The following is a 23060-nucleotide window of genomic DNA, read 5'->3' as shown; positions in this document are numbered from 1 at the left end:
CAATCATGTTGTACGCATTTTTCATCTCCTTTGCAGACAAATATACTTTTCTAAAGATATTTGACTATATTACTTTTAGGGCCGTATTTGCTTGTTTAACAGCAATTTTTCTGGGGCTTATTTTTGGACCTTGGGTTATTAGAAAACTTACTGAATTAAAAGTCGGACAGGCAGTTAGAGCATATGGTCCAAAAGAACATTTAGCAAAAAATGGGACTCCAACTATGGGTGGAGTATTGATACTAATATCCATTGCCATCAGTACTTTATTATGGGCTGATTTGACTAATCGTTTTGTTTGGGTTGTGCTTCTGGTTACCCTAGGTTTCGGAGCAATTGGTTGGGCGGATGATTATAAGAAAATCGTCTATCGTGATCCAGAGGGCATGAAATCAAGAGAAAAATTTATGTGGCAATCTATAGTTGGATTGATTGCTGCGATTTATTTAAGCTTTGCCGTCTCAGTGCCTGCAAATACTGAGCTTTGGCCATTGTTCAAAGACTGGGTTATGAGCGGTTTTACAATGGGATTGCCAACTAGGGCCGATCTTATAGTTCCATTTTTCAAGAATGTTAGCTATCCATTAGGTGTTTTTGGGTTTGCTGCCTTAACATGGATGGTAATTGTAGGTGCAAGTAATGCTGTAAATTTAACCGATGGCCTTGATGGCTTAGCGATTATGCCAACTGTAATGGTGGGTGGTGCTCTTGGTTTATTTGCGTATGTAGTGGGTCGAGTTGACTACTCAAGCTATTTTCTTTTCCCATATATTCCAGGTGCTTCAGAAATGTTGGTACTCTGCTCCGCTTTAGGTGGTGCAGGTTTGGCTTTTTTATGGTTTAACACCTATCCAGCTCAAGTATTTATGGGAGATGTTGGAGCCTTAGCTTTAGGGGGTATGTTAGGAACCATTGCCGTAATTTCAAGACAGGAAATTGTGTTTTTTGTAATGGGTGGAGTATTTGTTGCAGAAACTCTATCTGTAATCATGCAAGTTTCATGGTTTAGATACACTAAGAAAAGATATGGGGAGGGTCGAAGATTTTTAAAAATGGCACCTCTTCATCATCACTTTGAATTAGGTGGTTGGAAAGAAACTCAAGTTGTAGTTCGCTTTTGGATAATCACAATAGTCCTAGTATTAATAGGTCTTTCTACATTGAAACTTAGGTAATAATCATGATTAACGGTAAGCAAAAGTTTTTGGTTTTAGGCATGGGTGAAACTGGTTTTGCCTGTGCCAAATGGTTAAACACACATGGACATGAAGTCTATTGTTTCGATACTAGAGAGCAGCACCCTAATCATGAAAATTTAATTAATCTGGGTTTGCCACAACAAAATATCAAATTCAATTTGAGCCCTGAAAATTTCAAAGATTTTATTCAGTCAGATTTTGACTTTATTGTTGTTAGCCCAGGTTTATCACCCGAATCTCAACTTATGAAATCTATAAGTGATTTCGCAAGTACAAACAATATAAAAATAATTAGTGAAATTGATCTTTTTATGCATGCCATTCTTGAGCATAATAAAGCTAATTCAACCCCTATAAAAATTATTGGAATTACAGGTACAAACGGCAAAACGACCGTTACATCAATGGTTCGTTTGATGTGTGAATACTCAGGTCTAAAAGCAGTAGCTGCGGGAAATATTAGCCCATCAGCACTTACAGTCATATCTGAATTTGAGCAGCAAAATAAATGGCCAGATGCAATTGCCCTTGAATTATCAAGTGCTCAACTTTTTTATACATCTGAGCTAAAACTAGATGCTTCCACAATTTTAAATATCACACAGGACCATATCGATTGGCACGGTAGCATGCAGGCTTATACAGAGAGCAAATTAAAAATTTTTGATTTCTCTGAACAGATAATTGCAAGCGATGAACAAGCAAAAGAATATGGGTTAAATAAAGCGTGGATATATACGGAGGCATTGCCACAAAAAGAAAATGAAATAGGCGTAAATGAAGTAAACGGCATGAAGTGGTTTTGCACGACACAAAAAAATCTTATGCCTGTAGATGCCATGAAAATTCGTGGTCATCACAATGTGCTAAATGCTATGGCAGCTATTCAGCTTTGTCAGTCGGTAGGATTGCCGCTGGAACCGCTACTAGCGGCACTAAGAGACTACGAGGCTCAGCCACATAGATGCACATATGTACGTGATATAAATGGTGTAATTTTTATCGACGACAGCAAAGGAACAAATGTTGGTGCTACTGTAGCTGCAATTGATGGCATGTATCGAAATTTAGTTGTCATTCTTGGAGGCGAGGGTAAAGGCCAGGACTTTACGCCTTTGAATGAGTCTTTACAAAAACGTGTTCCAGATGGTTTGAGAGGCCTAGTTTTGCTCGGGAAGCACAAGGATTTACTTAAATCTTCGTTTCATGTTAAGGATGGTCTATTTGCGAATTCTGTGCCAGTTAAGGAAGTTCAATCAATTGAGCAGGCCGTGCATGAAGCCTTTGCATTGGCACAGGCAGGGGATTTGGTGTTATTGTCACCAGCTTGTGCGAGCACTGATATGTTTAAAAATTATCATGAAAGGGGCGTTAAATTTGCGGATGCCGTTGAAGAGTTGGCTCGCACAAAAGGTGAAATGGCATGAACGCCTATGTAGATACTCTTGGGGGTCGTAATCCTAGAACATCGATGCGTGAAATCGATCTCTCATTGATATGCATTTTGGGTGCATTATTAATGGTCGGTTTAATTATGGTGTTCTCATCTTCGATAGCTCTTGGAGATGGTCCAAAATATGTAAATGCAGGCCGATATTATTTTTTCACTAGACAGCTTATCTTTATATTGATTGGCCTTTTTGCAATGTCATTTACCTTCTTGATTCCTATGAAATTTTGGGACTCGAAGGCGTTTTGGATTTATTTGCTTTGCGTATTGCTTCTTATCGCAGTGTTGATTCCAGGTATAGGTCGCGAGGTTAATTATGCGTTTCGTTGGATACCAATAGGCCCGTTTAATTTTCAGCCGTCTGAATTCTCTAAGTTGGCAATGATCGTGTTCACATCCGCTTACACTGTTCGTAAACAAAAGAGCATTCATGGGATAAAGGGTTTCTTGCCCATAATCGTATATCTAGGAGTTATATGCTTTTTATTAATTAGAGAACCTGATCTCGGTGCGACTATGGTAGTTGTCGCTATTGTAATGTCGATACTGCTTCTTGGTGGTCTAGGTTTTATGCTGTTTTTAGTTTTATTTATATCGGCAGTATTTTTAGTTGCTCTTGCCATTTTGACAGCTCCATGGCGTTTGCAAAGATTCTTTGCTTATCTAGATCCATTTAGTCAAGAGCATGCACAGAACACTGGGTATCAATTAACACACTCACTTATTGCTGTTGGTAGAGGTGGATTCTTTGGTGAGGGTCTTGGTTTAAGCATAGAGAAGCTTCACTATTTACCTGAGGCTCATACTGATTTTATTATGGCAGTTGTGGGGGAAGAACTTGGATTTATCGGGATCTTTTTGGTAATCATGCTCTTCGTTATTTTGCTTCGCAAAGGTCTTAATATCGGAAGGCAAGCGATTGCTATGGATCGCTTATTCAATGGACTAGTGGCTCAAGGTGTAGTGGTTTGGTTTGGTGTTCAAGCAATAGTTAATCTAGGAGTTTGTTTTGGAGTATTTCCGACAAAAGGTTTGACATTGCCATTTATAAGCTATGGAGGATCTTCTATTCTTATAAGCCTTATAGCTTTCGGGTTGTTATTACGCGTTGATTATGAAAATCGTTGCTTAATGAGGGGACAAAAACCTTTAGGTTTTGGAGCTAGTCATGCGTAAAGCAATTATGATTATGGCAGGAGGAACAGGTGGCCATATCACGCCAGGATTGGCTATTGCAGCTGAGCTTGCTAAGAGAGGTTGGGAAATCCATTGGCTTGGCAATAAAAACAAAATGGAAGGAAAAATGGTTCCTCCAACTGGCTATGAATTCCACCATATGGAATTTACTTCTCTTCGAGGCAAGGGGATAGGCGGTTTGCTTTCTATGCCATTTAAGCTTCTTAGTGCTTGTTTAAAGGCTAAAGAGGCTTTGAAAAAAAGTAAAGTATCTGTAGTCATGGGTATGGGTGGGTATGTATCATTCCCTGGTGCTTTAATGGCTAAATTTATGGGGATTCCTGTTGTTATCCATGAGGCAAATGCAGTTGCTGGCACTGCAAATAAACAAATTGCTAAATTTGCGGCCCGAATCTTATCTGGATTCCCAAAGGTATTTAGCGATGGAGAGTATGTTGGTAATCCTGTTAGAGAAACACTTAAACAGATCGTGCCTAGTAGTCTTAGATATAGTGGTAGATCTGGAAAATTAAATCTATTAATTGTTGGTGGAAGTCAAGGGGCGGGGCCACTAAATGAAATTATCCCCGAGGCCATATCTTTAATTCCAAAAGAGAAAAGACCCAATATTGTGCATCAAGCTGGTGAAAAAAATATTGATTCTCTTATACAAAAATATTCAGCTCTTGGAGTTGAGGCCGAGTGCTTATCGTTTATAAATGATATGGGTACCAAACTTGGCAATGCGGATTTATTGATTTGTAGATCAGGTGCTATGACAGTAGCTGAGGTTTGTGTAGTAGGAGTAGCGGCCGCTTTCGTCCCATTGCCACATGCAATTGATGACCATCAAACTGCAAATGCAAAATTTTTATCTGATCAGCAAGCTGGATATCTTTTAGTTCAAAAAGAATTAACAGCCGAAAGTTTAAGGGATTTTATACTATCAAAAGATAGAGAAGAGCTTAAAACTATTGCTATTAGAGCAGAAGAAATCGGCAAAACTAATAATGCTGCTTCTAGATGTGCAGATATTTGTGAAGAATTGGTAAATAGTAATGAAACATAAAATTAAACACCTTCATTTTGTTGGAATCGGCGGCTCTGGAATGAGTGGCATTGCTGAGGTGTTGCTAAATTTAGGCTACAAAATTTCAGGTTCTGATCTAAGTCTAAGTTCAACTACAGATAGGCTTGAGAAGCTCGGTGCCACTATTTATGAGGGACATAGTGCAGATAATCTCAACGGAGCTGATGCAATCGTTGTATCTACTGCTGTTTCACAAGGCAATCCAGAAGTTTTAAAAGCAAGAGCATTGCGAATACCTGTTGTGCCACGTGCCATAATGCTTGCAGAGTTGATGCGACTAAAAAGTGGAATTGCTGTTGCTGGTACTCACGGTAAAACAACGACTACTTCCTTAGTCGCAAGTGTATTGGCTACGGGTGGTTTTGATCCTACTTTTGTTATTGGTGGACGTTTAAATTCCGCAGGTGCAAATGCAAAATTAGGCACTGGAGATTATATAGTTGTAGAGGCTGATGAGTCAGATGCATCATTCTTATATTTACTACCTATCATTGCCATCATTACAAATATCGATGCTGATCATATGGATACTTATGCTCATGATGTCGCAAAGCTAAGAGGTGCGTTTGTAGAATTTTCTCAAAGACTGCCATTTTATGGATCGGCTATCGTTTGCACAGACGATGAAAATGTTCGAAGCATACTGCCTTTTATCTCTTGCTCTATAACTACCTACGGGTTCAACGAAGAAGCTAATTTTCGTGCAATCAATGTGAAGAACAATGGCACTCGTATGGAGTTTGAAGTATTGCGGACATATCAAGGGAAAACATTGCCACAATTGCATGTTTCTCTCAATATTCCTGGAAAACACAATGTTTTGAATGCTTTGGCTGCCATTGCGGTAGGCACAGAGGTAGGTGTTGCTGATTCTGATATCGAAAAAGCACTTTCAGAATTTAATGGTGTATCAAGAAGGTTTACTCAGATAGGCGATTTTGAGGTGCCTGAAAAAAATGGTGGTGGTAAATTCACTGTTATCGATGATTATGGACATCATCCTGTTGAGATGGAAGCGACCATTGCGGCAGCTCGTGGGGCTTGGCCAGACAGAAGACTAGTGTTTGCGTTTCAGCCACATCGATACACTAGAACACGTGATTGCTTTGAGGATTTTGTAAAAGTTTTATGTAAAACAGATGTTCTTGTCCTTGCGGAAGTTTATCCAGCTGGAGAGGCGCTTATTGTGGGAGCAGATGGTCGTGCCTTAGCTAATGCTATTAGTGCTTCTGGTCAGGTTGAGCCTGTGTTTGTTGAAGATTTAAATGATATGCCTGAAGCAATTTTAAATATAGTTAAGGACGGAGATATCGTTATATGCTCGGGTGCAGGGTCTATTAGTAAGGTTCCACACAAATTAGGAAATGCTTATGATCAAAAAGCCTAGAGTTGTTGTTTTGTATGGTGGTACCTCAGCAGAAAGAGAAGTCTCTCTAATGTCTGGCAGAGGCGTTTTCGATGCACTCGTATCTCGTGGCTATGATGTGGAACTATTCGATATTGCCACCCAAGCTATTGAAAATATAAAAGCCTATGATGTGGCGTTTATCGCTTTGCATGGTAGATATGGTGAAGACGGTTGTATTCAGGGACTTTTAGAATTACTTAAAGTTCCATACACTGGCCCAGGTGTGATGAGTTCTTCTATTGGTATGAATAAAATCATAAGCAAGAAAATTTTTATAGATGAAGGCTTGCCCACTCCAGACTATATGGTCGTAAAAAGTTACGAGGAACTTAAAAAAGCTGCCGTAAGCTTAGGATATCCCATTATCGTTAAGCCACCACAAGAAGGTTCAACTATTGGCTTGGTGAAGGTAGAATCAGACGAAATGTTGGAATCTGCCTTCAATGAGTCAGGGCAATATGATGGTGAGCTATTGGTTGAAAAATGTATTGAAGGAAGAGAGTTAACTGTTGCAATACTAGGAAAGCAGCCGAATACGAAGGCATTGCCACTAGTAGAGATAATTACTCCAGACGGAAATTATGACTACGACCAAAAATACAATCGAGACGATACAAAGTACATAAGTCCAGCACAAATAGATCCAAAACTTACAGAAGAAATTCAAGACATATGTATTAAGGCTTATGATGCTCTTGAATGTGAGGGATGGTCTAGAGTGGATGTTATGTTAGATGGGCGAAATAAGCCATGGATTTTAGAAATAAATACTTCACCAGGTATGACCTCTCATTCATTAGTGCCATTAGCGGCAAAGGCTCAGGGCATGGAATATGCGGATATTTGTGAGGAAATTTTGAAATCAGCTAGTCTAAAAATTAAGTCTGTATGTAAGGGGTAAGATGTTAGGTTTTACGCGACTACTTAATTTTCTTGCTAACTTGATTATGACCATAAGTGTGTTTGCACTTATTGTGGGAGGTGGGTATTATTTAATCAATAGGCCTTATTTCAATATTTCACAAGTAAGTTTGTTGCCAAGTAAGGGCAATGCCCTAAATCATATCTCTCCAGCATCTATTCAAAGTACGATAAATGCTGGTATAGACGGCAATTTTTTTACCGCGGACCTTAATTTCTTAAAAGAAAAAGTTGAGAATCTGCCTTGGGTAAGAAATGTTGAAATTAATCGCGTATGGCCTAATAAGCTAGTTCTCACGATTGAAGAGCACGAAGCTTATGCTAAGTGGAATGAAGACATGCTTATAAATACATGGGGTGAGCTTTTTAGCGGAAATAGGGACGAACTACCCGAAGACATTGCCTACCCACAGTATTATGGACCCGACGGATCCGAGAAACTTGTTGTTCAACGCTCAGGCGAATTAGCAACATTAATTTCGCCGCTAAATATGTCGATTAAAGAGATGTATTTAAGCGATCGCTATGCTTGGCGTGTTGTATTAGATAATGGAATTGAATTAGTATTGGGACGAGATGGTGGAGCTGAGCTAGTCGACCCCTATGGTGGACAACAGCAGGCCATTAACTTTGCTCAAAATGTTAAAAGATTTGTTAGCACTTGGCCCATGTTATTAGATAGAATTGAGGATAGAAAAATTAGCAAAATAGATTTTAGATATACTAAGGGTTTTGCAATTACGTTTACACCTGAAATTATTCCTGAAGAGACAGATAAAAAATGAGTCGTGAATCTAAAAAAGAGTTATTAGTTGCAATCGATATCGGGACGACTAAGGTAGTTGCTGTTGTGGCTGAAGCCCTGGACGAGCCAGGCAAATTCGATGTTATAGGAACAGGTCAAGCTCCTACGGGTGGTGGTATTAGAAACGGTATCGTAGTAAATATTGATACCACAGTTAAAGCAATACAAAAAGCTCTGGAAGAGGCTGAATTAATGGCTGATTGCAGAATTCGTGAAGCTATTGTAGGTATCAGTGGAGCTCACATTCAAAGCATTAATTCAACTGGTATGGTCGCTATACGCGATAAGGAAGTCTCTGCTTACGATGTAGAAAGAGTTATCGATACTGCTAGATCAATTCAATATTCAAATGATTTACGAATTCTTCATGTTCTTAGACAGCAATATATTATTGATCGTCAACAAGGTATTGAAGAGCCAATTGGTATGTCTGGAGTACGATTAGACGTAAAGGTTCACATTATTTTGTCCGAAGAAACTGCGTGCCAGAACATTCTTAAATGTGTTCGTCGCTGCGGGCTTGAGCCTAGAGATTTAACATTAAATGCCCTTGCAGGAAGTTCGATATGTTTGACATCTGATGAGAAACGTCAGGGTGTTTTGTATATCGATATGGGTTCTGGTACTACTGATATTGCTTTTTATAAGGACGGTTATATCAAGTACTCTAAAGTGTACGAAGAGGGGGGGCACAGAATTACAAACGACCTATCTCAAGTTTTATATATTCCCGTTCCAGAAGCAGAAGATTTAAAAATCGAAAAAGGGATTGCTAAAAGGGATCTAGTAGGACCTCAAGATCAAGTTGAGCTATCGCCATTTGGAGAGGAAGATCGTCAACCTCGAATTATTGAACATGGCATTATTGGGGATATTATTTATTCGAGATTGGAAGTAATCTTTGTAGAGATTCTTCAAGATTTAGAGCAAGATGGATTGTCTCCTAACTCAGTAGTTATTACAGGAGGTTCCGCAAATCTAACAGGAATTAACTTAGTAGCGGAAGATATTTTCGGTAAACCAGTGCGTACGGGAAGGCCACTTTATCATGGCAGTTTGTCTGATATTGTGTGTAGACCTGAGTATACGACGGTTATGGGTTTGTTGCTTCAATCAAGAAATAATCGTGACGTTGTAAATGGTTCAAGAGGACAAAATCTTTTATCAAAAATTAGAGATTTCTTTTGGCGTACAACACCTTAATTTTATATAATAAATTCTAAGGGTTAAGGTAATTTTTTAATTACCGCGGAGTCGGTTCAAAGATAATATCGAGGAGTCACGCACTGGATTTCTCTTTGAGACGATTTCCTAAATATGACTGGGGTTTTAGGTTTCATAATTAGGGGCTGATTATGTCAGAATTGGGATTTAGCGTTTCCGAGGGTGCGTCTATGTCTGTCGCATCTTCAAATAATACTTTGGGTTTTGGTATTTCCGAGAATAGCCAACCAGGTAATCAATTAATTAAAGTTTTAGGCATCGGTGGAGCTGGATGTAATGCCGTGAATCATATGATTCAATCTGGCATTGCGGGAGTTGATTTTATCGTAGCAAATACCGATCGTCAGGCATTAGAGCAATCTCTTGCACCTACTAAAATTGCTCTAGGTACTACAGGTCTTGGTGCTGGTGCTCGCCCAGATGCAGGGAAAGAAGCAACCGAGAAATCAAAAGAAGAAATTAAGAAAGCTATTGAAGGAGCAAAAATTCTATTTATCACAGCTGGTATGGGCGGTGGTACTGGAACTGGAGGTGCTCCATGTATTGCTGAAATAGCAAACGAATTAGGTATCTTGACCATTGCCATCGTAACTAAGCCTTTTAAATTTGAAGGTAAAAAACGTATGCAAGTTGCAGTTGAGGGAGTTAAGGAGCTTTCTGAGCATGCACGTTCAATTATCGTAGTTCTTAACGAAAAATTAGAAGAAACTCTTGATGGTAATCTTCCATTTGAAGATTGTCTAAAAGAAGCGGATAAAGTGCTTTATAACGCTTGTGCAGGTATCGCCGAAATTATCAATAGCGGCGGTTATATCAATGTTGACTTCCAAGACGTTCTTACTATTATGAGTGAGTTCGGAAAGGCTATGTTGGGTACGGCTGAGGCTCGCGGAGAAAATCGTGCTGAGGACGCTATTAATCAAGCTATCTCTAGCAATTTACTTGAAGACGTTGATATTCGTGGTGCGTTTGGTGTAATCGTTAATATCACTGCGGCTAATCCAACTCGTGCTGAGGTTTCAAAAATCAATAATTTAGTAAGCGAGATGGTTTCTGAAGATGCCACTATCATTAATGGCGTAAATTATGATGCTAGTATGGGAGATCGTTTACGTGTGACTGTTATCGCTACTGGCTTAGGCTCAAAACCTAATCTTCAAGTTGTTAAAGACGAGGATGATGAGAGTGCTCTTAATCAAGTTACTCAAGTCTCTGGAACAGGTACAGATGGTATTGCATTGTTTAGACCTGAGAATCCAAATTCAACTACTTCGATTTCAATTAGAAGAGGCTCAAGAATTGCAAATCCTCTAAGCACTACTAGCGATAATCGCGATGTACCAGCTTATTTACGTCGCCAAAACAATTAATTGATTCTAGAAATTGTTAGAAATTTTAAATGCTACACTTAAAGTGTGTAGCATTTTTATTTTCTATTTAATCAGTTATCATTAAGAAAAGTTCTCAAATACACCTATGATTAAACAAAGAACAATTTCAAAAGTTGTAACAGCCACAGGGGTTGGGGTACATTCAGGCAGCAGGGTAAATCTTACCCTCCGGCCTGCTCAACCTGATACAGGAATTGTGTTTCATAGGGTGGATACACCCGTAGTTTTAGATTTTCCTGCTCAGGCTAATTTGGTGGGTGACACGCGTATGGCTTCTGTACTCCAAAATGGTAAGTATAGAATTTCAACAGTAGAGCATCTAATGAGTGCCCTTGCAGGTTTAGGCATAGATAATCTGCATGTAGATGTAGATGCTGAAGAAATTCCAATTATGGATGGAAGTTCTGTGACCTTTGTTTACTTAATTAGAGATGCGGGTATTGTTGAACAAGATGCACCTAAAAAATTTATTCGCATTTTAAAAACAGTTGAAGTTTCTGACGGTGAGGGAGAGTCTCGTAAGTGGGCTAGAATTGAACCATATGATGGGTTTTGCGTTGCCTTTTCAATTGATTTTGAGCATCCAGCTATAAATTCGACTACCAGCTTTTCTGAGATAGACTTTTCTAAAGATTCGTATATCGATCAAATAGCGAGGGCTAGAACCTTTGGATTCGCTAACGAAGTAGAAATGCTTAGAAGCATTGGTTTAGCCCGAGGTGGTAGTCTGGATAATGCCATTGTTATGGATGAGTATCGTATTCTAAATTCCGAAGGTCTTAGATACGAAGATGAATTTGTAAAACATAAAATTTTAGATGCTATAGGTGATTTATATTTGTTTGGGCACGCACTTTTAGCAAAATATACCGCACATAAATCTGGACATGGATTAAATAATAAATTGGTTCGTTCAGTATTAGAAAATCCTGAAAATTTTGAATTGGTCACTTTTGAAGAACCAATGTCCAAAGATAGTGATATTGTGCATTCTATAAAAGGTTCGTTTGTAACAATTTAAAACTTATCTTTTAGTAATTTTTAGAGTTACGGTACTTATCTTATAACCCTTAATTCTAAGCTCTTTCACAAGAGTTGGGGTCACTTGTTTTAGTTTGCTTTGAATGGCACTATTGGGAGTAATTATTACTAAATCGCCATCAACTAGTTGAACTACTCTGCACTTTTCAATAAAATCCTCACAAACGATTTGATAAATATCTGTTTCGATTTTTCCGTTATTCAGTGCTCGAGTAAGTAATTGATTTTCAATACTTAGAGTTTCATCACAAGTTTGTCTAAGCCCTTTTACTCGAAGACTTCTTCTTTTTCTAAATTGGTGCATTGTAATGTCAGAGGTTAAAAAGAGATTCAAATCTCCTAGACGAAAAAAACATCAAGTTAAGCAAATTATACAGCTTAGCTTGGTTTTCGCATCTCTCATAATTGCTGTATTTTCAGGTGTACTTCTAGAAAGAAAGTTTGGCATTGATGAGATTGTAGAAACAAGAACAATTGTTGAAAAAGAAAAACAAACTAACGATCTTGATTTAGTTGCCTTCACTTTAAATGAACTAACTAACCAACTAGCTGATATGAAAGTTAGGATGGCCAAAATTGAATTCCTCAGTCAGAGGATTGCTCGTCAAGAAGGACTAGAGAATATTAATTTAGATGCTGCTGGTAGGAAAAACGATAATTCATTTGATTCTAATGAAGCTATTAAGGAACCAAGGGAATCAGCAGAACAAATTGGAAGACAGCTCGATAAACTATTAAAAAAAATAAGTCTGCAAGAAGATAAGTTGAAGGTTATGGAATTTTTTACTCAGGTTGATTTAGCTAATATCCAAAGAATTCCTTCAATTATCCCAGTTTCATTGTCCACCACGCGAGTCACCTCAGGCTTCGGTATGCGTATGCATCCTATAACAGGTGAGTTAAAGTTACATTCAGGAATTGACTTAGCTGGACCTGTAGGTACACCTATTATTGCACCAAGTGCAGGATATGTTAGTCATGTAGGTCCTAAAGCTGGCTATGGTATTACTATTGATATAGACCACGGAAATAACATAACTACAAGATATGCTCATTTATCAACGGCTTATGTTGAGGTAGGTGAAATCGTAACACCTAAACAAGTTATTGCCGCAATAGGAAATACTGGAGGATCTACAGGCTCTCATTTGCATTTTGAAGTTAGAGTTAACAATGTTCCTCTAGACCCTATTGAGTTTATAGGTCATGACCTTACAATCAATAACGAAATTACTAAAAACGTTTATAACACTGTAGGTATAAAAAAAGTTTCTGCTCAAGGCAGGATGAAAAATTCCTCTATAGGCTCTAAAAGAAATTAGCCTCAGTTTCTATCACTATACCAATTTCGGGTAAAATCTCTCTTTATAAATGAATTATTGACCCCATATACACAAAAAGTGTATTTACTAATTTCGCATAATGATATCTATTCTTAAAAAGCTAGTAGGCTCAAGAAACGATCGCCTTCTTAAACAATACAAAAAAATCGTAAGCAAAATTAATGGTTTAGAGCCTTCAATGCAAGCTCTATCTGATGAAGAACTTAAAGCCAAAACTTCTGAATTTAAAAAGAGAATTGAGGAAGGGGCTAGTCTGGATTCGTTATTATCAGAGGCTTTTGCTGTTGTTCGTGAAGCATCTGTGCGTACATTAGGTATGCGACATTTTGATGTGCAGCTTATTGGTGGGATTGTTTTACATAACGGCAAAATCGCTGAGATGCGTACGGGCGAAGGTAAGACATTGATGTCTACATTGCCAGTTTATTTGAATGCATTAACTGGTGAGGGTGTTCATGTCGTTACGGTGAACGATTACTTAGCTACACGTGATGCAGAAACTAATAAACCTTTATATGACTTTTTGGGTATGAGTGTTGGGGTTGTAGTTCCAGATCAAGACCCTAAAGAAAAATACGAAGCTTATAGGGCAGATATCACATACGGTACAAATAATGAATATGGATTCGATTATCTACGCGATAATATGGAGTACCACTTATCTGATAAAAGACAGCGAAAACTTAATTATGCAATCGTCGACGAAGTTGACTCCATCTTGATTGACGAGGCTCGAACCCCTTTAATTATTTCTGGTCAAGCTGAGGATAATACTAGTTTATATATTCAAATGAATGAGGTTCCTCCTAAACTTACACGAATGTTAGAGGAGCCTAAGCCGCAAGAGCCCGAACCAGAGGGCGACTACTGGGTGGATGAAAAATCTCAGCAAATCTATTTGTCTGAAATCGGACATGAACATGCGGAAGATGTATTAACGCAACTTGGTATTCTTCCTGAGGGTGAATCATTATATGACCCTCGTTATATCACGTTGATGCATCACCTGATGGCAGCACTACGTGCACATAATCTTTTCCATAAAGATCAACACTATGTCGTAAAAGATGGTGAGGTCGTTATTGTCGACGAATTTACTGGCAGGTTTATGACAGGTCGTCGATGGTCGGATGGTTTGCATCAAGCCGTAGAAGCAAAAGAGGGTGTTGAGATTCAAAATGAAAATCAAACCATGGCATCGATTACATTCCAGAACTATTTCCGTATGTACAGTAAGCTTGCTGGAATGACTGGTACAGCAGATACCGAGGCATATGAATTTCAAGAAATATATGGCTTAGAAACAGTTATTATCCCTACGAATCTGCCTATGATTAGGGATGATCAAAATGATCAAATTTTCCTATCTGCACAAGAAAAATACGATGCAATTATTAGAGATATAAAAGACTGCTATGAAAGAAAACAACCAGTTTTGGTTGGTACTACAAGCATCGAAAGCTCAGAATATTTATCCTCCTTATTACAAAAAGCTGGTCTTCCACATGATGTATTAAATGCTAAACAGCATGCAAGAGAAGCTGATATTATTGCTGAAGCAGGAAAACCAGGAAAAATTACGATTGCTACTAATATGGCGGGACGTGGGACCGATATCGTATTAGGCGGCAACATTGCCAAAAAAATATCTGCAATCCAAAATAATGAAAGTCTCTCTGAAGAGCAAAAACAAGCCCAAATCGAAAAAGAAAGAGATGCTTGGAAGCAGGAAAACGAGCAAGTTAAAGCAGCTGGCGGCTTAAGAATTATTGGTACTGAACGACATGAATCGCGTCGTATCGATAATCAATTGCGTGGTCGTGCTGGTCGTCAAGGGGATAAGGGATCATCTCGATTCTATTTATCATTGGACGATAATTTGCTGCGCATCTTTGCAGGCGGTCGCGTACGTAATCTTATGGAACGATTAGGAACTCCAGGTGAGCCTATCGAAGCGAAGATGGTAACTAGATCTATTGAGTCGGCTCAAAGAAAAGTTGAGGGACGTAATTTCGATATCCGTAAACACTTACTTGAATTCGATAACGTAGCAAATGACCAAAGACGAGTTCTATATGGTCAAAGAAACGAAGTTCTCGAAGAAGAATCAATTAGGGATATGGTCGACGAACTTAGGACAAATGCATTGGCAGAATTTGTTCGTATCTATGTTCCAGAGGATTCCGTAGAAGAGCAGTGGGATATCGATTCTCTTCAAGCAAGTCTTGATTCTCAATGGGGGATTGAACTTGATATTAAATCGGAGATGGAGAAAAACGACGATTTAGACGATGATGATATTCTTCAGCTTGTGCTTGATAAGGCAAATCAAATTTACGAAGAAAAAATTGCTTTAGTGGGTGATGAATCGTGGAATCAATTTGAGCGTTCTATTATCTTAAACCGCTTAGATACTTGCTGGAGAGAGCATCTAGCGGCACTTGACCATTTGCGGCAAGGTATTCACTTAAGAGGGTATGCTCAGAAAGATCCTAAGCAAGAATATAAACGTGAGGCATTCCAATTATTTAAATATATGCTTGAGCGTGTACGTAATGAAGTAACTAGAATCTTGCTTACAGTACAAATCCAATCACCTGAGGAAGTGGATGAGGCTGAAGCTCAGCAGATAGAAGCTGCGAGAAGTCAAGCTGAACACATGAATTATCATCACGCAGATCAGGATGAAGCATTGGCAGAGGATAATGCTCAGTCAGAAGCAGAGAAAAAGAAAAAATTCGCCAATGTAGGAAGAAATGATCCGTGTCCATGTGGAAGCGGAAAGAAATATAAGCATTGCCACGGAAAATTATCTTAAGTTAAGCAAGACCCTAGTTATGATTCATAAGCTAGGGTTTTTTTATAACAAGAAGATGCTTGCTAATCCTAAGAAGATAAAGAATCCCAATGCATCGGTAAAGAAAGTCAAAAGCACAGAAGAACCCATCGCAGGATCCTTGTTTAACTTATCGCGTACCATAGGTATAATCACGCCAAGACAGGCACCAATCAACATATTCAAAACCATAGCAACGACCATAACTAGTGCTATTTGATAGGAGCCAGATATAAACCACGCAAAACCAGAGGCGATAATGCTGCCCAAAAGTCCGACCAAAAGTGTCACCAAAGCTTCGCGTCGAATAAGCCTAAACATATGCTTAGATTGAATACGACCCATCGATAGAGCTCGAATAACAATGGTCAATGTTTGATTTCCAGAATTCCCTCCGATCCCAGCCACAATTGACATAAGAAATGCTAGTATCACAATCTTGCTTACTGTGTCTTCAAACATAGATGCAATAAATGTGGCAATGGATGCGGTGCATAGATTTAGCAATAGCCAAGGCGTTCTGTTTCCGACAGCCTGACCAACAGATGAGAAAGTATCCTCTTCCGATAGACCAGCCGAAGCAAGTTGCATCTCTTGCGAATCTTCCTGAATTACATCGAGGACATCGTTAATTGTGACACGTGCAATCAGGCGATTTTCGCTATCGAGAACAGGTGCCGAAACTAAGTCATAGCGCTCAAATGCAGACGTAGCCACAGTATCATCTTCTTCAGGATTTAAAGAAAATACATTTGTGCGCATAACGTTTTTCACAATCTCAGTAGGCTGATTAAGAAGCAAATCCGATATCGATAGTACGCCAAGCAAATGCTCTTCGTTATCAATTACGAAAAGCTTATCTGTATGGTCTGGCAATGATTTTAATTGTCGCAGGTATCTCAAAACTACTTCAAGCGTTACGTCCTCACGCACACGTAACATCTCGAAGTCCATAATCGCACCTACAGTGCCTTCCTGATAGCCTAGGGCGGCAACCAATTGACTGCGCTCTTTATCGGTAAGCCCTTTCTGAACCTCAGCGACTACTGAAGGCGGTAGATCTGGGGCTAAATCGGCAAGTTCGTCGGTATCAAGATTTTCTGCGGCCGCCAGCAAATCCTCATGATTCATGCTGGCAATGAGATCCTCTCTGACCCTATCGCTTACTTCAAGGAGCACCTCGCCATCATGCATCGCATGTACAAGATTCCAGACATGCAACCTATCGTTATGTGGCAATGAGTCAAGAATATAAGCAATATCTACAGGATGAAGAGGATTTAGAAAATTCTGTAGTTCAACGTCATGCTGCTTTTTAACTAAGTTCTCTACAAGTTCTTTTCGATTGTCTGGATCGCTTTCCTGATTATGAACGAGATTTTCTACAAGATAATGCTTGCGTATAAGCAATTTGACGTGCTCGAGAGCGAGCTGTGCCTCCTCCGTATCCAGCCTTTTGGATTTGGATGGGTCTAAAGCCTCAGCGTTTTGTGGATTTGGATTTGAAAAGTCCATAGTAAAATATTGCTAATGCTCTCAAAACAGCTTGAATTATAGCACCTCTCGGAATAACCGCATGTTTGAATGTGCCTCAAAATTCGTCGACGAAATTATAAATTTTTTGCTCAATAAAAATGGTCCAACTGTCATTGCTATTGAATCCACAAATTGGCAGGAAATTTCGATTGCCCTTATAGAGAAAGTTAAAAAAGTCACAAATTTTAACTTTAGTTTTGGAAAATCGCTTCATTTTATTGTGTTTCCACCAACAAAAAGTGGTTTTTTTGAACCTAATTATGAATGCAATCCCGAATCCGAGATTAAGAAATTGCCTTTTAAGTGGCCTTTATTGATGGAGGGCATCCATCGCATAGATATTATTGACTATAAGTTAGTATTTCATATCGTCTTTGGTATTGATTCTTGGTCGAAAATTTCCGCTCAAATCGATATCATTGTGGCTGACTCTTTGCAAAGCCAAGCTCTTAGAGTGGCATCTCCTGAGGCACTTCTTGCTACTTACGATGGTCTCGAAGAAGTCCAAGATTTAGTTCATGCAAAACAGTACAAAATCATATCAAGCGAAGAGATCCCCAACTCACATAAGCTTTACAAAATATCCAATCCGCATCGCCCGCAAATTATACCTGTTGCGAAACCTAGTTCTGTTGCCATTATCGGAGCAGGGATAGCAGGCACAAGCATTGCCAACGAGCTAGCTTCTCGTGGTCATAAAGTCGATATATATGACCCTAAATTCGCACATATGCCTGTAGGTGAAGCCCTAGAGACATCTGCAGGTGCAATAACTCCCGTAATTACGGCCGATGATAGCCCTAAATCTCGCATATCTCGTGCTGGTGTTTTAAGGGCTTACGCTAGGTGGCAATGTTTTTTTGACCATCAAATTTTCCCATGTGGCACGCTTGAGGTTGATCGGGACAAAGGGTATGCAAAATCGCTTGCTGAGGCTGTTGAAATATTGAATTTCCCTAAGGACTGGATTCGCAGAGTCACAGCTCAGGAGGCGTCTGAGATTTCTGGATTTCATATAAAAAAGGATGCTGTATTTCTACCCTATGGAATGCAAATCTCACCGCTTAAGATGATTAATGCATTACTGGAGCGGGAAAATATATCAACGCAAGCACAATACATAACTGCAGTGAAGCCTTCATCGGAGGGAAAGTATATATTATGTGGCAATGATGACTTTAACTCACCAGAGTATGAATACGTGGTCATTGCCACCGCAATAGATACGCCTAAACTTCTAGCATCAAGTGGACTTGATTTCACAATCTTGAAATCTGGTCATCGCACGCCATCGGTACCAAAATTTGAAACTTTGCATGCACTTAGTGGCGAGACGCTTCGTGTACCGAGTCAGATGGTCAATGGTGGCCCCAAATGCATAATTGGGGGCTTGGGATATTTCTTACCTCAAATGGGCGGATATTGTGTTATGGGATCTACATATAAACACGGTGAGATGAATCCGCAATTAACGGCTGAAGGGGAGAAGGCTATACTCTCAAAAATTCCCGTGGATTTTGAATTTACTGCGGATGAACTTATCGAGAATCAGGGATTAAAAGGACATGCTTGTATAAGGGCTGTAATCAATGGAAGAACGCCTATTATTGGGCGTCTTAAGGGAACAAATGTTTTTTTAGCTTGTGCTTATGCCTCTCATGGTATGACTTGGGCTAGCTTAGGGGCGGAAATTATTGCCACAGAAATTGCGGGTGAACCTGCTCCTCTTACTAGGGATTTATTGAAAATAATGGCCCCTGAGAGTACGTGATAGGGTCGTTTGGTTTAAAATATAGGACTACCATTTTAAGAATTCAAGCCTGTGACTACAATTAAGCATTTAGAATTAAGTTCATCATCTATTAGCGGCCCCGTAGAATTCTGTGAGTTCAAAGTCTCCAAAACATTCAATTTTAGAATTGAAGTTTCTGCGTTCGGGGCTTTTAGGTTAAGAATCACGCCCATTAAATCCAAGGAATCAGAAATTAAATCTGTAGGTCCTGAGTTGCTTATCTCTGATTTATATACGACTGCAGAGATTGAATTTAAAACGATTAAATTAGGAAAAAGTTGGAGTTTGACTTATCAGAACTACTGCTTAGAAATTAGTTCTAGTCCTTTATGTTTTAAATTTTTTAAAGATGGAAAATTGGTATTGTCATCTGGGGCAGAAGCCCTTTCCTATGATGATGGTAGATGGGGTCTTAGTCTTGATACTAAAGAGGACGATATTTATGGTCTCGGCTATCTAAGACCTGATATAGAATGCACCGAGATTTCTGAAGGTAGCTTACCATACGCATGGAGTACTAGTGGTTGGGGAATTTATGCTGCCTCAGCTCATAATGTGAGCTATAGTTTTAAAGATGAATTCAAAATTTTATTTTCTGAAGATCAGCTGGATTTGTTTGTATTTTTAGGGAATATAGAGGAATTATTTAATCAATTCAATTCCCTGATTGGTAGGGCTTATGGGTCACCGCTTCTGAGTTCTGGGCATTGGTTGGTCCAAACAAAATATTCTTCTTTGAATGAATTTATTAACTATAGTCGAAAATTAATAGAAGAAGGTTATGGTATAGATACCTTAAAACTTTCTTGTCCTTCTGTATTTGTTTTTGAAGAAGATAAACCAAATTTTGATTTAGATGAAGAGAGAGTGGGTAGGTCTAATCAGCTTAAATCTGTGTTAGATAGAAACAAAAAGCACCTATCATTACCAGCTTTTCCAGCTTTTTTAAAAGGCTCTGATTTATTTAAACATTTGAAATCTAAATCATGGCTTTTGAAATCTGAAGATGGTGAGATAGTTAGTTTTAATTTTGAATCCAATGAGTATGTTGTACTTAATTTGCATAATAAAGATGCATATAAATTTTGGCAGGATAGAGTTCAACAGATATTAAATGGGCTTGATGCTTCATTATCTTATTCTTGTGATGATTATGCATTGCCAGATTTGCCTTCTTCTTACTTTGTTCTCCTAGAACATTCTCTTGCTCAGGCTCAAGCTAAAAACAAATCTCCTAGTGAAGTTTTTATTGAAAGACAAAATCTAATTGCAAATAGCTCTAGATCATTGGGTCTAAGTATAGATAGAGAGATTTCTAGTTTTAAAGATCTTTTGGACGTGCATAGAGAGCACATTGCCACCCAAGTAAGTGGTGTCGTTACTGAAGCTCATAAGTTTAGAATTAAATGCACAACCCAAAACGAGAATTTATTTTTAAGAGCGGTTGCCTACTCATTATTTAGTGGTGGATTTGCATTTATTGCAGAGGATGAATATCTTCCTATTAATTTTTCTAAGGAAATTCAGGATAAGGCCAAAACTCTTATTAGTTGGTACTACAGGCTTCTTCCAACATATCTTGGAATTATTGAAGATTCCGCTAGAACAGGTCTTCCTGTACAACGCATTATGCAGATAGCATTTCCAGATGACGAATATTCTCATGATTTTAAAAATCAATTTATGTTTGGATCATCTTTGTTGGTAGCTCCAATTTTTGATGATTCTGAAAAAGTTGAGATTTATTTGCCTGAGGGTGAATCTTGGTGGGACGTAAATACTGGTATTAAATATGAAGGTGGTCAACTGCTCTCATATCATTGTCCTAATGACTCGATTCCTCTTTTTGGGCGCGATGGTCATATGCTATGCCTTGGGCCTGAGCTTAAGCGTTTGGCTGATTTTAATTCAGCTAAGGTTCTTGATGAAGTTTGGTTATTTGGTATGCCTGTTCATAGTCCTCAAGTAATCCGCAACAAGATTCGAATTATGCAGATGCAGGGTTCGAGTTATATAAAAGGGTTTGAAGGTCTTAAGATACTTCCATCGCAAGGACTAGTTATAAAAAGACGCGGTGCTGAAGTCCGCATTTCTCCAGCTCGTTAAACTCTTCTTATGAGAAAGGCTAAAGTTATACCTGTTCTTAGGTATACCCATGTCACACCAAATGGTGGGGAAGAGAATTGCCCACCGAGCGTGTTTGCAAAACAAATGAGATATCTTAAAAGAAGAGGTTTCAATACAATTTCTTCTTCTGAATTTGCCGAATTTTTGCAAGGAAAAGCTCTACCCAAAAAATCCATTATGATTACATTCGATCATGGGTTTTTGGACAATTTTGTTTATGCATTTCCTATACTCGACAAATTTAAAACTAAGGCAAATTTTTTTGTATATACGAGCTTTATTCGAGATGGTGAAGCAAGAACAACTTATCAGTCTGATGAGATACTTCCGTATTGCCCACCCAATGAAAAATGTAAGGCCATAATTAACTCAGGGCATCCTGAAATTGTAATGATGAACTGGGATGAACTTGGTTACTTGAGAGACACGGGACTTATATCTGTTGAGAGTAATGGGCATTCCCCAACAAGATGGGACCAGCAGCTTAATTCTGAGGGCCGTTTGGCTATGTTAGAAAAAGAGCTTGAACTAAGTAATAGCATTATCGATAATAAATTAGGAATTAATTGTGAGCATTTAGCTTGGCCCCACGGTTACTTTGAACCATCCTATCTAGAGGTTGCCAAAGAAAAGAGATTTAAATATTTTTATACCGAAAACGCTGATGGCGTAAACACAACAAATTTAAACTGCGAGACAATTTATCGCATCACACCAAACTATCAAACTTTGAGTGGTTTTATTCTTCATATCTGGCTTGTAAGACATCCTAAATTATTGAATTTGCTTAAAAAGCTTCGTCTCTACAATTTGTTCTTTCCTCGAAACGTACATTTTGAGCCACAAGAGACTATTGACATGATAGATTGATATATTTATAATAATTTTCTTTTATTTGCAAATTTAAGTGGATATTTAATTTTGCAAGGGTTGGTAGCTCAGTCGGTAGAGCAGCGGACTTTTAATCCGTTGGTCCCGGGTTCGAATCCCGGCCAACCCACCACTTATTCCTCTTTGAATTCAATCTCCCCCTTTATTTCTACGTTCAAAAGAATTTTCGGTAATGAGTAGATCATTAACGTGAAACTTTTAATCCTAAAACCATGCCATAATAGCCTCAACCATGGCTAATACAGTAAGTACAAAAGCTATGAAACCCCTTGATTTCATGACGTTTTTTGATAAAAAAGAGGATATCGATTTTTTTGACGAAGGGCTCGTTATAAAGTAGTATTTACGTATAGGGTTAAGGGGGTGTGTCATGTGGAAAAAGTATGATTATGATGATATCGTAAATGCTATTATTGTCGATTATGATAATTACGATATTGGTACTCCAGAAGATAGGGGTAGTATAACCTTCACTGATTATATTATATTTGTGCATATTCGTCGTTCTGGGTTTCAGAGGGACTATAAATATACATATGATGATATAGAAAGCATTAACGAAACAGGTAGTTTATATATGCCTTCTTTATTAGATAGGCTTGGTAGTGGTCTTATAGGAGCATGCGTTGGCGCAATACCTGGTTTCTTGATAGGTTTTTGTATGCCGCTGACTAGAACATATAGAAAATCATTAATTTTTCAAATCACTTTTAAAGATGGCTTTTGGTTTAACTGTATGACTTCTCAAAAAGAATTTAAGAATATACTGCGCAAGAAGTTAATTTTTTCATCTGATCAGAAGTATCAGTTTGAAAAAAGTTTCTAAATCA

18 protein-coding genes and 1 tRNA gene are annotated in these 23060 nt (G+C 38.5%); 17 read left to right on the top strand and 2 right to left on the bottom strand.

Going from position 1 to position 23060, the window contains the following annotated elements:
* Positions 1 to 5 precede the first annotated feature (5 nt).
* The 10 genes from mraY (at position 6) to lpxC (ending at position 11685) form a co-directional block, all read left to right on the top strand.
* Positions 6 to 1175 carry a phospho-N-acetylmuramoyl-pentapeptide-transferase gene (gene mraY / locus TASI_RS06275; protein WP_014111922.1) on the top strand — a complete coding sequence of 390 codons (1170 nt, stop codon included), beginning with the start codon at positions 6 to 8 and terminating at the stop codon, positions 1173 to 1175.
* Positions 1176 to 1180: 5 nt separating this feature from the next.
* On the top strand, positions 1181 to 2626 hold the full coding sequence (murD, locus tag TASI_RS06270) for a UDP-N-acetylmuramoyl-L-alanine--D-glutamate ligase (protein WP_014111921.1): 1446 nt from the start codon (positions 1181 to 1183) through the stop codon (positions 2624 to 2626).
* Positions 2623 to 3825, top strand: coding sequence for a putative lipid II flippase FtsW (gene ftsW, locus TASI_RS06265; RefSeq protein WP_014111920.1), 1203 nt, complete (start codon positions 2623 to 2625; stop codon positions 3823 to 3825). Before murD ends, ftsW begins: the two co-directional genes overlap by 4 nt.
* Positions 3818 to 4894, top strand: a complete 1077-nt coding sequence (gene murG / locus TASI_RS06260) for an undecaprenyldiphospho-muramoylpentapeptide beta-N-acetylglucosaminyltransferase (protein WP_014111919.1) — start codon at positions 3818 to 3820, stop codon at positions 4892 to 4894. The genes ftsW and murG overlap by 8 nt, the downstream gene beginning before the upstream one ends.
* Positions 4884 to 6302 carry a UDP-N-acetylmuramate--L-alanine ligase gene (gene murC, locus TASI_RS06255; protein ID WP_014111918.1) on the top strand — a complete coding sequence of 473 codons (1419 nt, stop codon included), beginning with the start codon at positions 4884 to 4886 and terminating at the stop codon, positions 6300 to 6302. Before murG ends, murC begins: the two co-directional genes overlap by 11 nt.
* Positions 6280 to 7224 (top strand): D-alanine--D-alanine ligase, encoded by a 945-nt coding sequence (locus TASI_RS06250; protein WP_420804475.1) that lies wholly within the window; start codon positions 6280 to 6282, stop codon positions 7222 to 7224. Before murC ends, TASI_RS06250 begins: the two co-directional genes overlap by 23 nt.
* 1 nt (position 7225) lies before the next feature.
* Entirely contained in the window at positions 7226 to 8029 is an 804-nt protein-coding gene (locus TASI_RS06245) for a cell division protein FtsQ/DivIB (RefSeq protein WP_014111916.1), read from the top strand.
* Positions 8026 to 9252 carry a cell division protein FtsA gene (ftsA, locus tag TASI_RS06240; protein ID WP_014111915.1) on the top strand — a complete coding sequence of 409 codons (1227 nt, stop codon included), beginning with the start codon at positions 8026 to 8028 and terminating at the stop codon, positions 9250 to 9252. The genes TASI_RS06245 and ftsA overlap by 4 nt, the downstream gene beginning before the upstream one ends.
* A 152-nt stretch (positions 9253 to 9404) precedes the next feature.
* Positions 9405 to 10643 (top strand): cell division protein FtsZ, encoded by a 1239-nt coding sequence (gene ftsZ / locus TASI_RS06235; RefSeq protein ID WP_014111914.1) that lies wholly within the window; start codon positions 9405 to 9407, stop codon positions 10641 to 10643.
* A 106-nt stretch (positions 10644 to 10749) separates the two neighbouring features.
* Complete coding sequence (lpxC, locus tag TASI_RS06230) at positions 10750 to 11685, top strand: UDP-3-O-acyl-N-acetylglucosamine deacetylase (protein ID WP_014111913.1); 936 nt, start codon at positions 10750 to 10752, stop codon at positions 11683 to 11685.
* A 3-nt stretch (positions 11686 to 11688) separates the two neighbouring features.
* Here lpxC and TASI_RS06225 read toward each other — a convergent pair whose 3' ends face one another.
* The gene (locus TASI_RS06225) at positions 11689 to 12009 is read right to left on the bottom strand and encodes a DciA family protein (protein WP_014111912.1); all 321 of its coding nucleotides are present in this window, start codon (positions 12007 to 12009) and stop codon (positions 11689 to 11691) included.
* Positions 12010 to 12013: 4 nt separating this feature from the next.
* Between TASI_RS06225 and TASI_RS06220 the strand changes: the two genes are divergently transcribed.
* Positions 12014 to 13027, top strand: coding sequence for a M23 family metallopeptidase (locus TASI_RS06220; protein WP_014111911.1), 1014 nt, complete (start codon positions 12014 to 12016; stop codon positions 13025 to 13027).
* A 100-nt stretch (positions 13028 to 13127) separates the two neighbouring features.
* Positions 13128 to 15866: a preprotein translocase subunit SecA gene (gene secA / locus TASI_RS06215; RefSeq protein WP_014111910.1), complete on the top strand. Its 2739-nt coding sequence runs from the start codon at positions 13128 to 13130 to the stop codon at positions 15864 to 15866.
* A gap of 42 nt (positions 15867 to 15908) precedes the next feature.
* Here the strand turns inward: secA and mgtE are convergent, their stop codons facing one another.
* Positions 15909 to 17399 carry a magnesium transporter gene (gene mgtE / locus TASI_RS06210; RefSeq protein ID WP_014111909.1) on the bottom strand — a complete coding sequence of 497 codons (1491 nt, stop codon included), beginning with the start codon at positions 17397 to 17399 and terminating at the stop codon, positions 15909 to 15911.
* A 61-nt stretch (positions 17400 to 17460) separates the two neighbouring features.
* Here mgtE and TASI_RS06205 point away from each other — a divergent pair, with 61 nt between their 5' ends.
* From TASI_RS06205 to TASI_RS06185, 5 genes are all read left to right on the top strand, one after another.
* Positions 17461 to 19191: an FAD-dependent oxidoreductase gene (locus TASI_RS06205; RefSeq protein ID WP_014111908.1), complete on the top strand. Its 1731-nt coding sequence runs from the start codon at positions 17461 to 17463 to the stop codon at positions 19189 to 19191.
* Positions 19192 to 19242: 51 nt separating this feature from the next.
* The gene (locus TASI_RS06200; RefSeq protein ID WP_044978125.1) at positions 19243 to 21318 is read left to right on the top strand and encodes a TIM-barrel domain-containing protein; all 2076 of its coding nucleotides are present in this window, start codon (positions 19243 to 19245) and stop codon (positions 21316 to 21318) included.
* A gap of 9 nt (positions 21319 to 21327) precedes the next feature.
* Entirely contained in the window at positions 21328 to 22209 is an 882-nt protein-coding gene (locus tag TASI_RS06195; protein ID WP_014111905.1) for a polysaccharide deacetylase family protein, read from the top strand.
* 57 nt (positions 22210 to 22266) lie between these two features.
* A tRNA-Lys gene (locus TASI_RS06190) sits at positions 22267 to 22342 on the top strand.
* Positions 22343 to 22600: 258 nt separating this feature from the next.
* The gene (locus tag TASI_RS06185; protein WP_044978123.1) at positions 22601 to 23056 is read left to right on the top strand and encodes a hypothetical protein; all 456 of its coding nucleotides are present in this window, start codon (positions 22601 to 22603) and stop codon (positions 23054 to 23056) included.
* Positions 23057 to 23060 lie beyond the last annotated feature (4 nt).

The organism is Taylorella asinigenitalis MCE3, from assembly GCF_000226625.1.
Lineage (GTDB): Bacteria > Pseudomonadota > Gammaproteobacteria > Burkholderiales > Burkholderiaceae_B > Taylorella > Taylorella asinigenitalis.
Note: the sequence above shows the minus strand (reverse complement) of the source record. Positions and strands in the feature narration are given on the sequence as shown.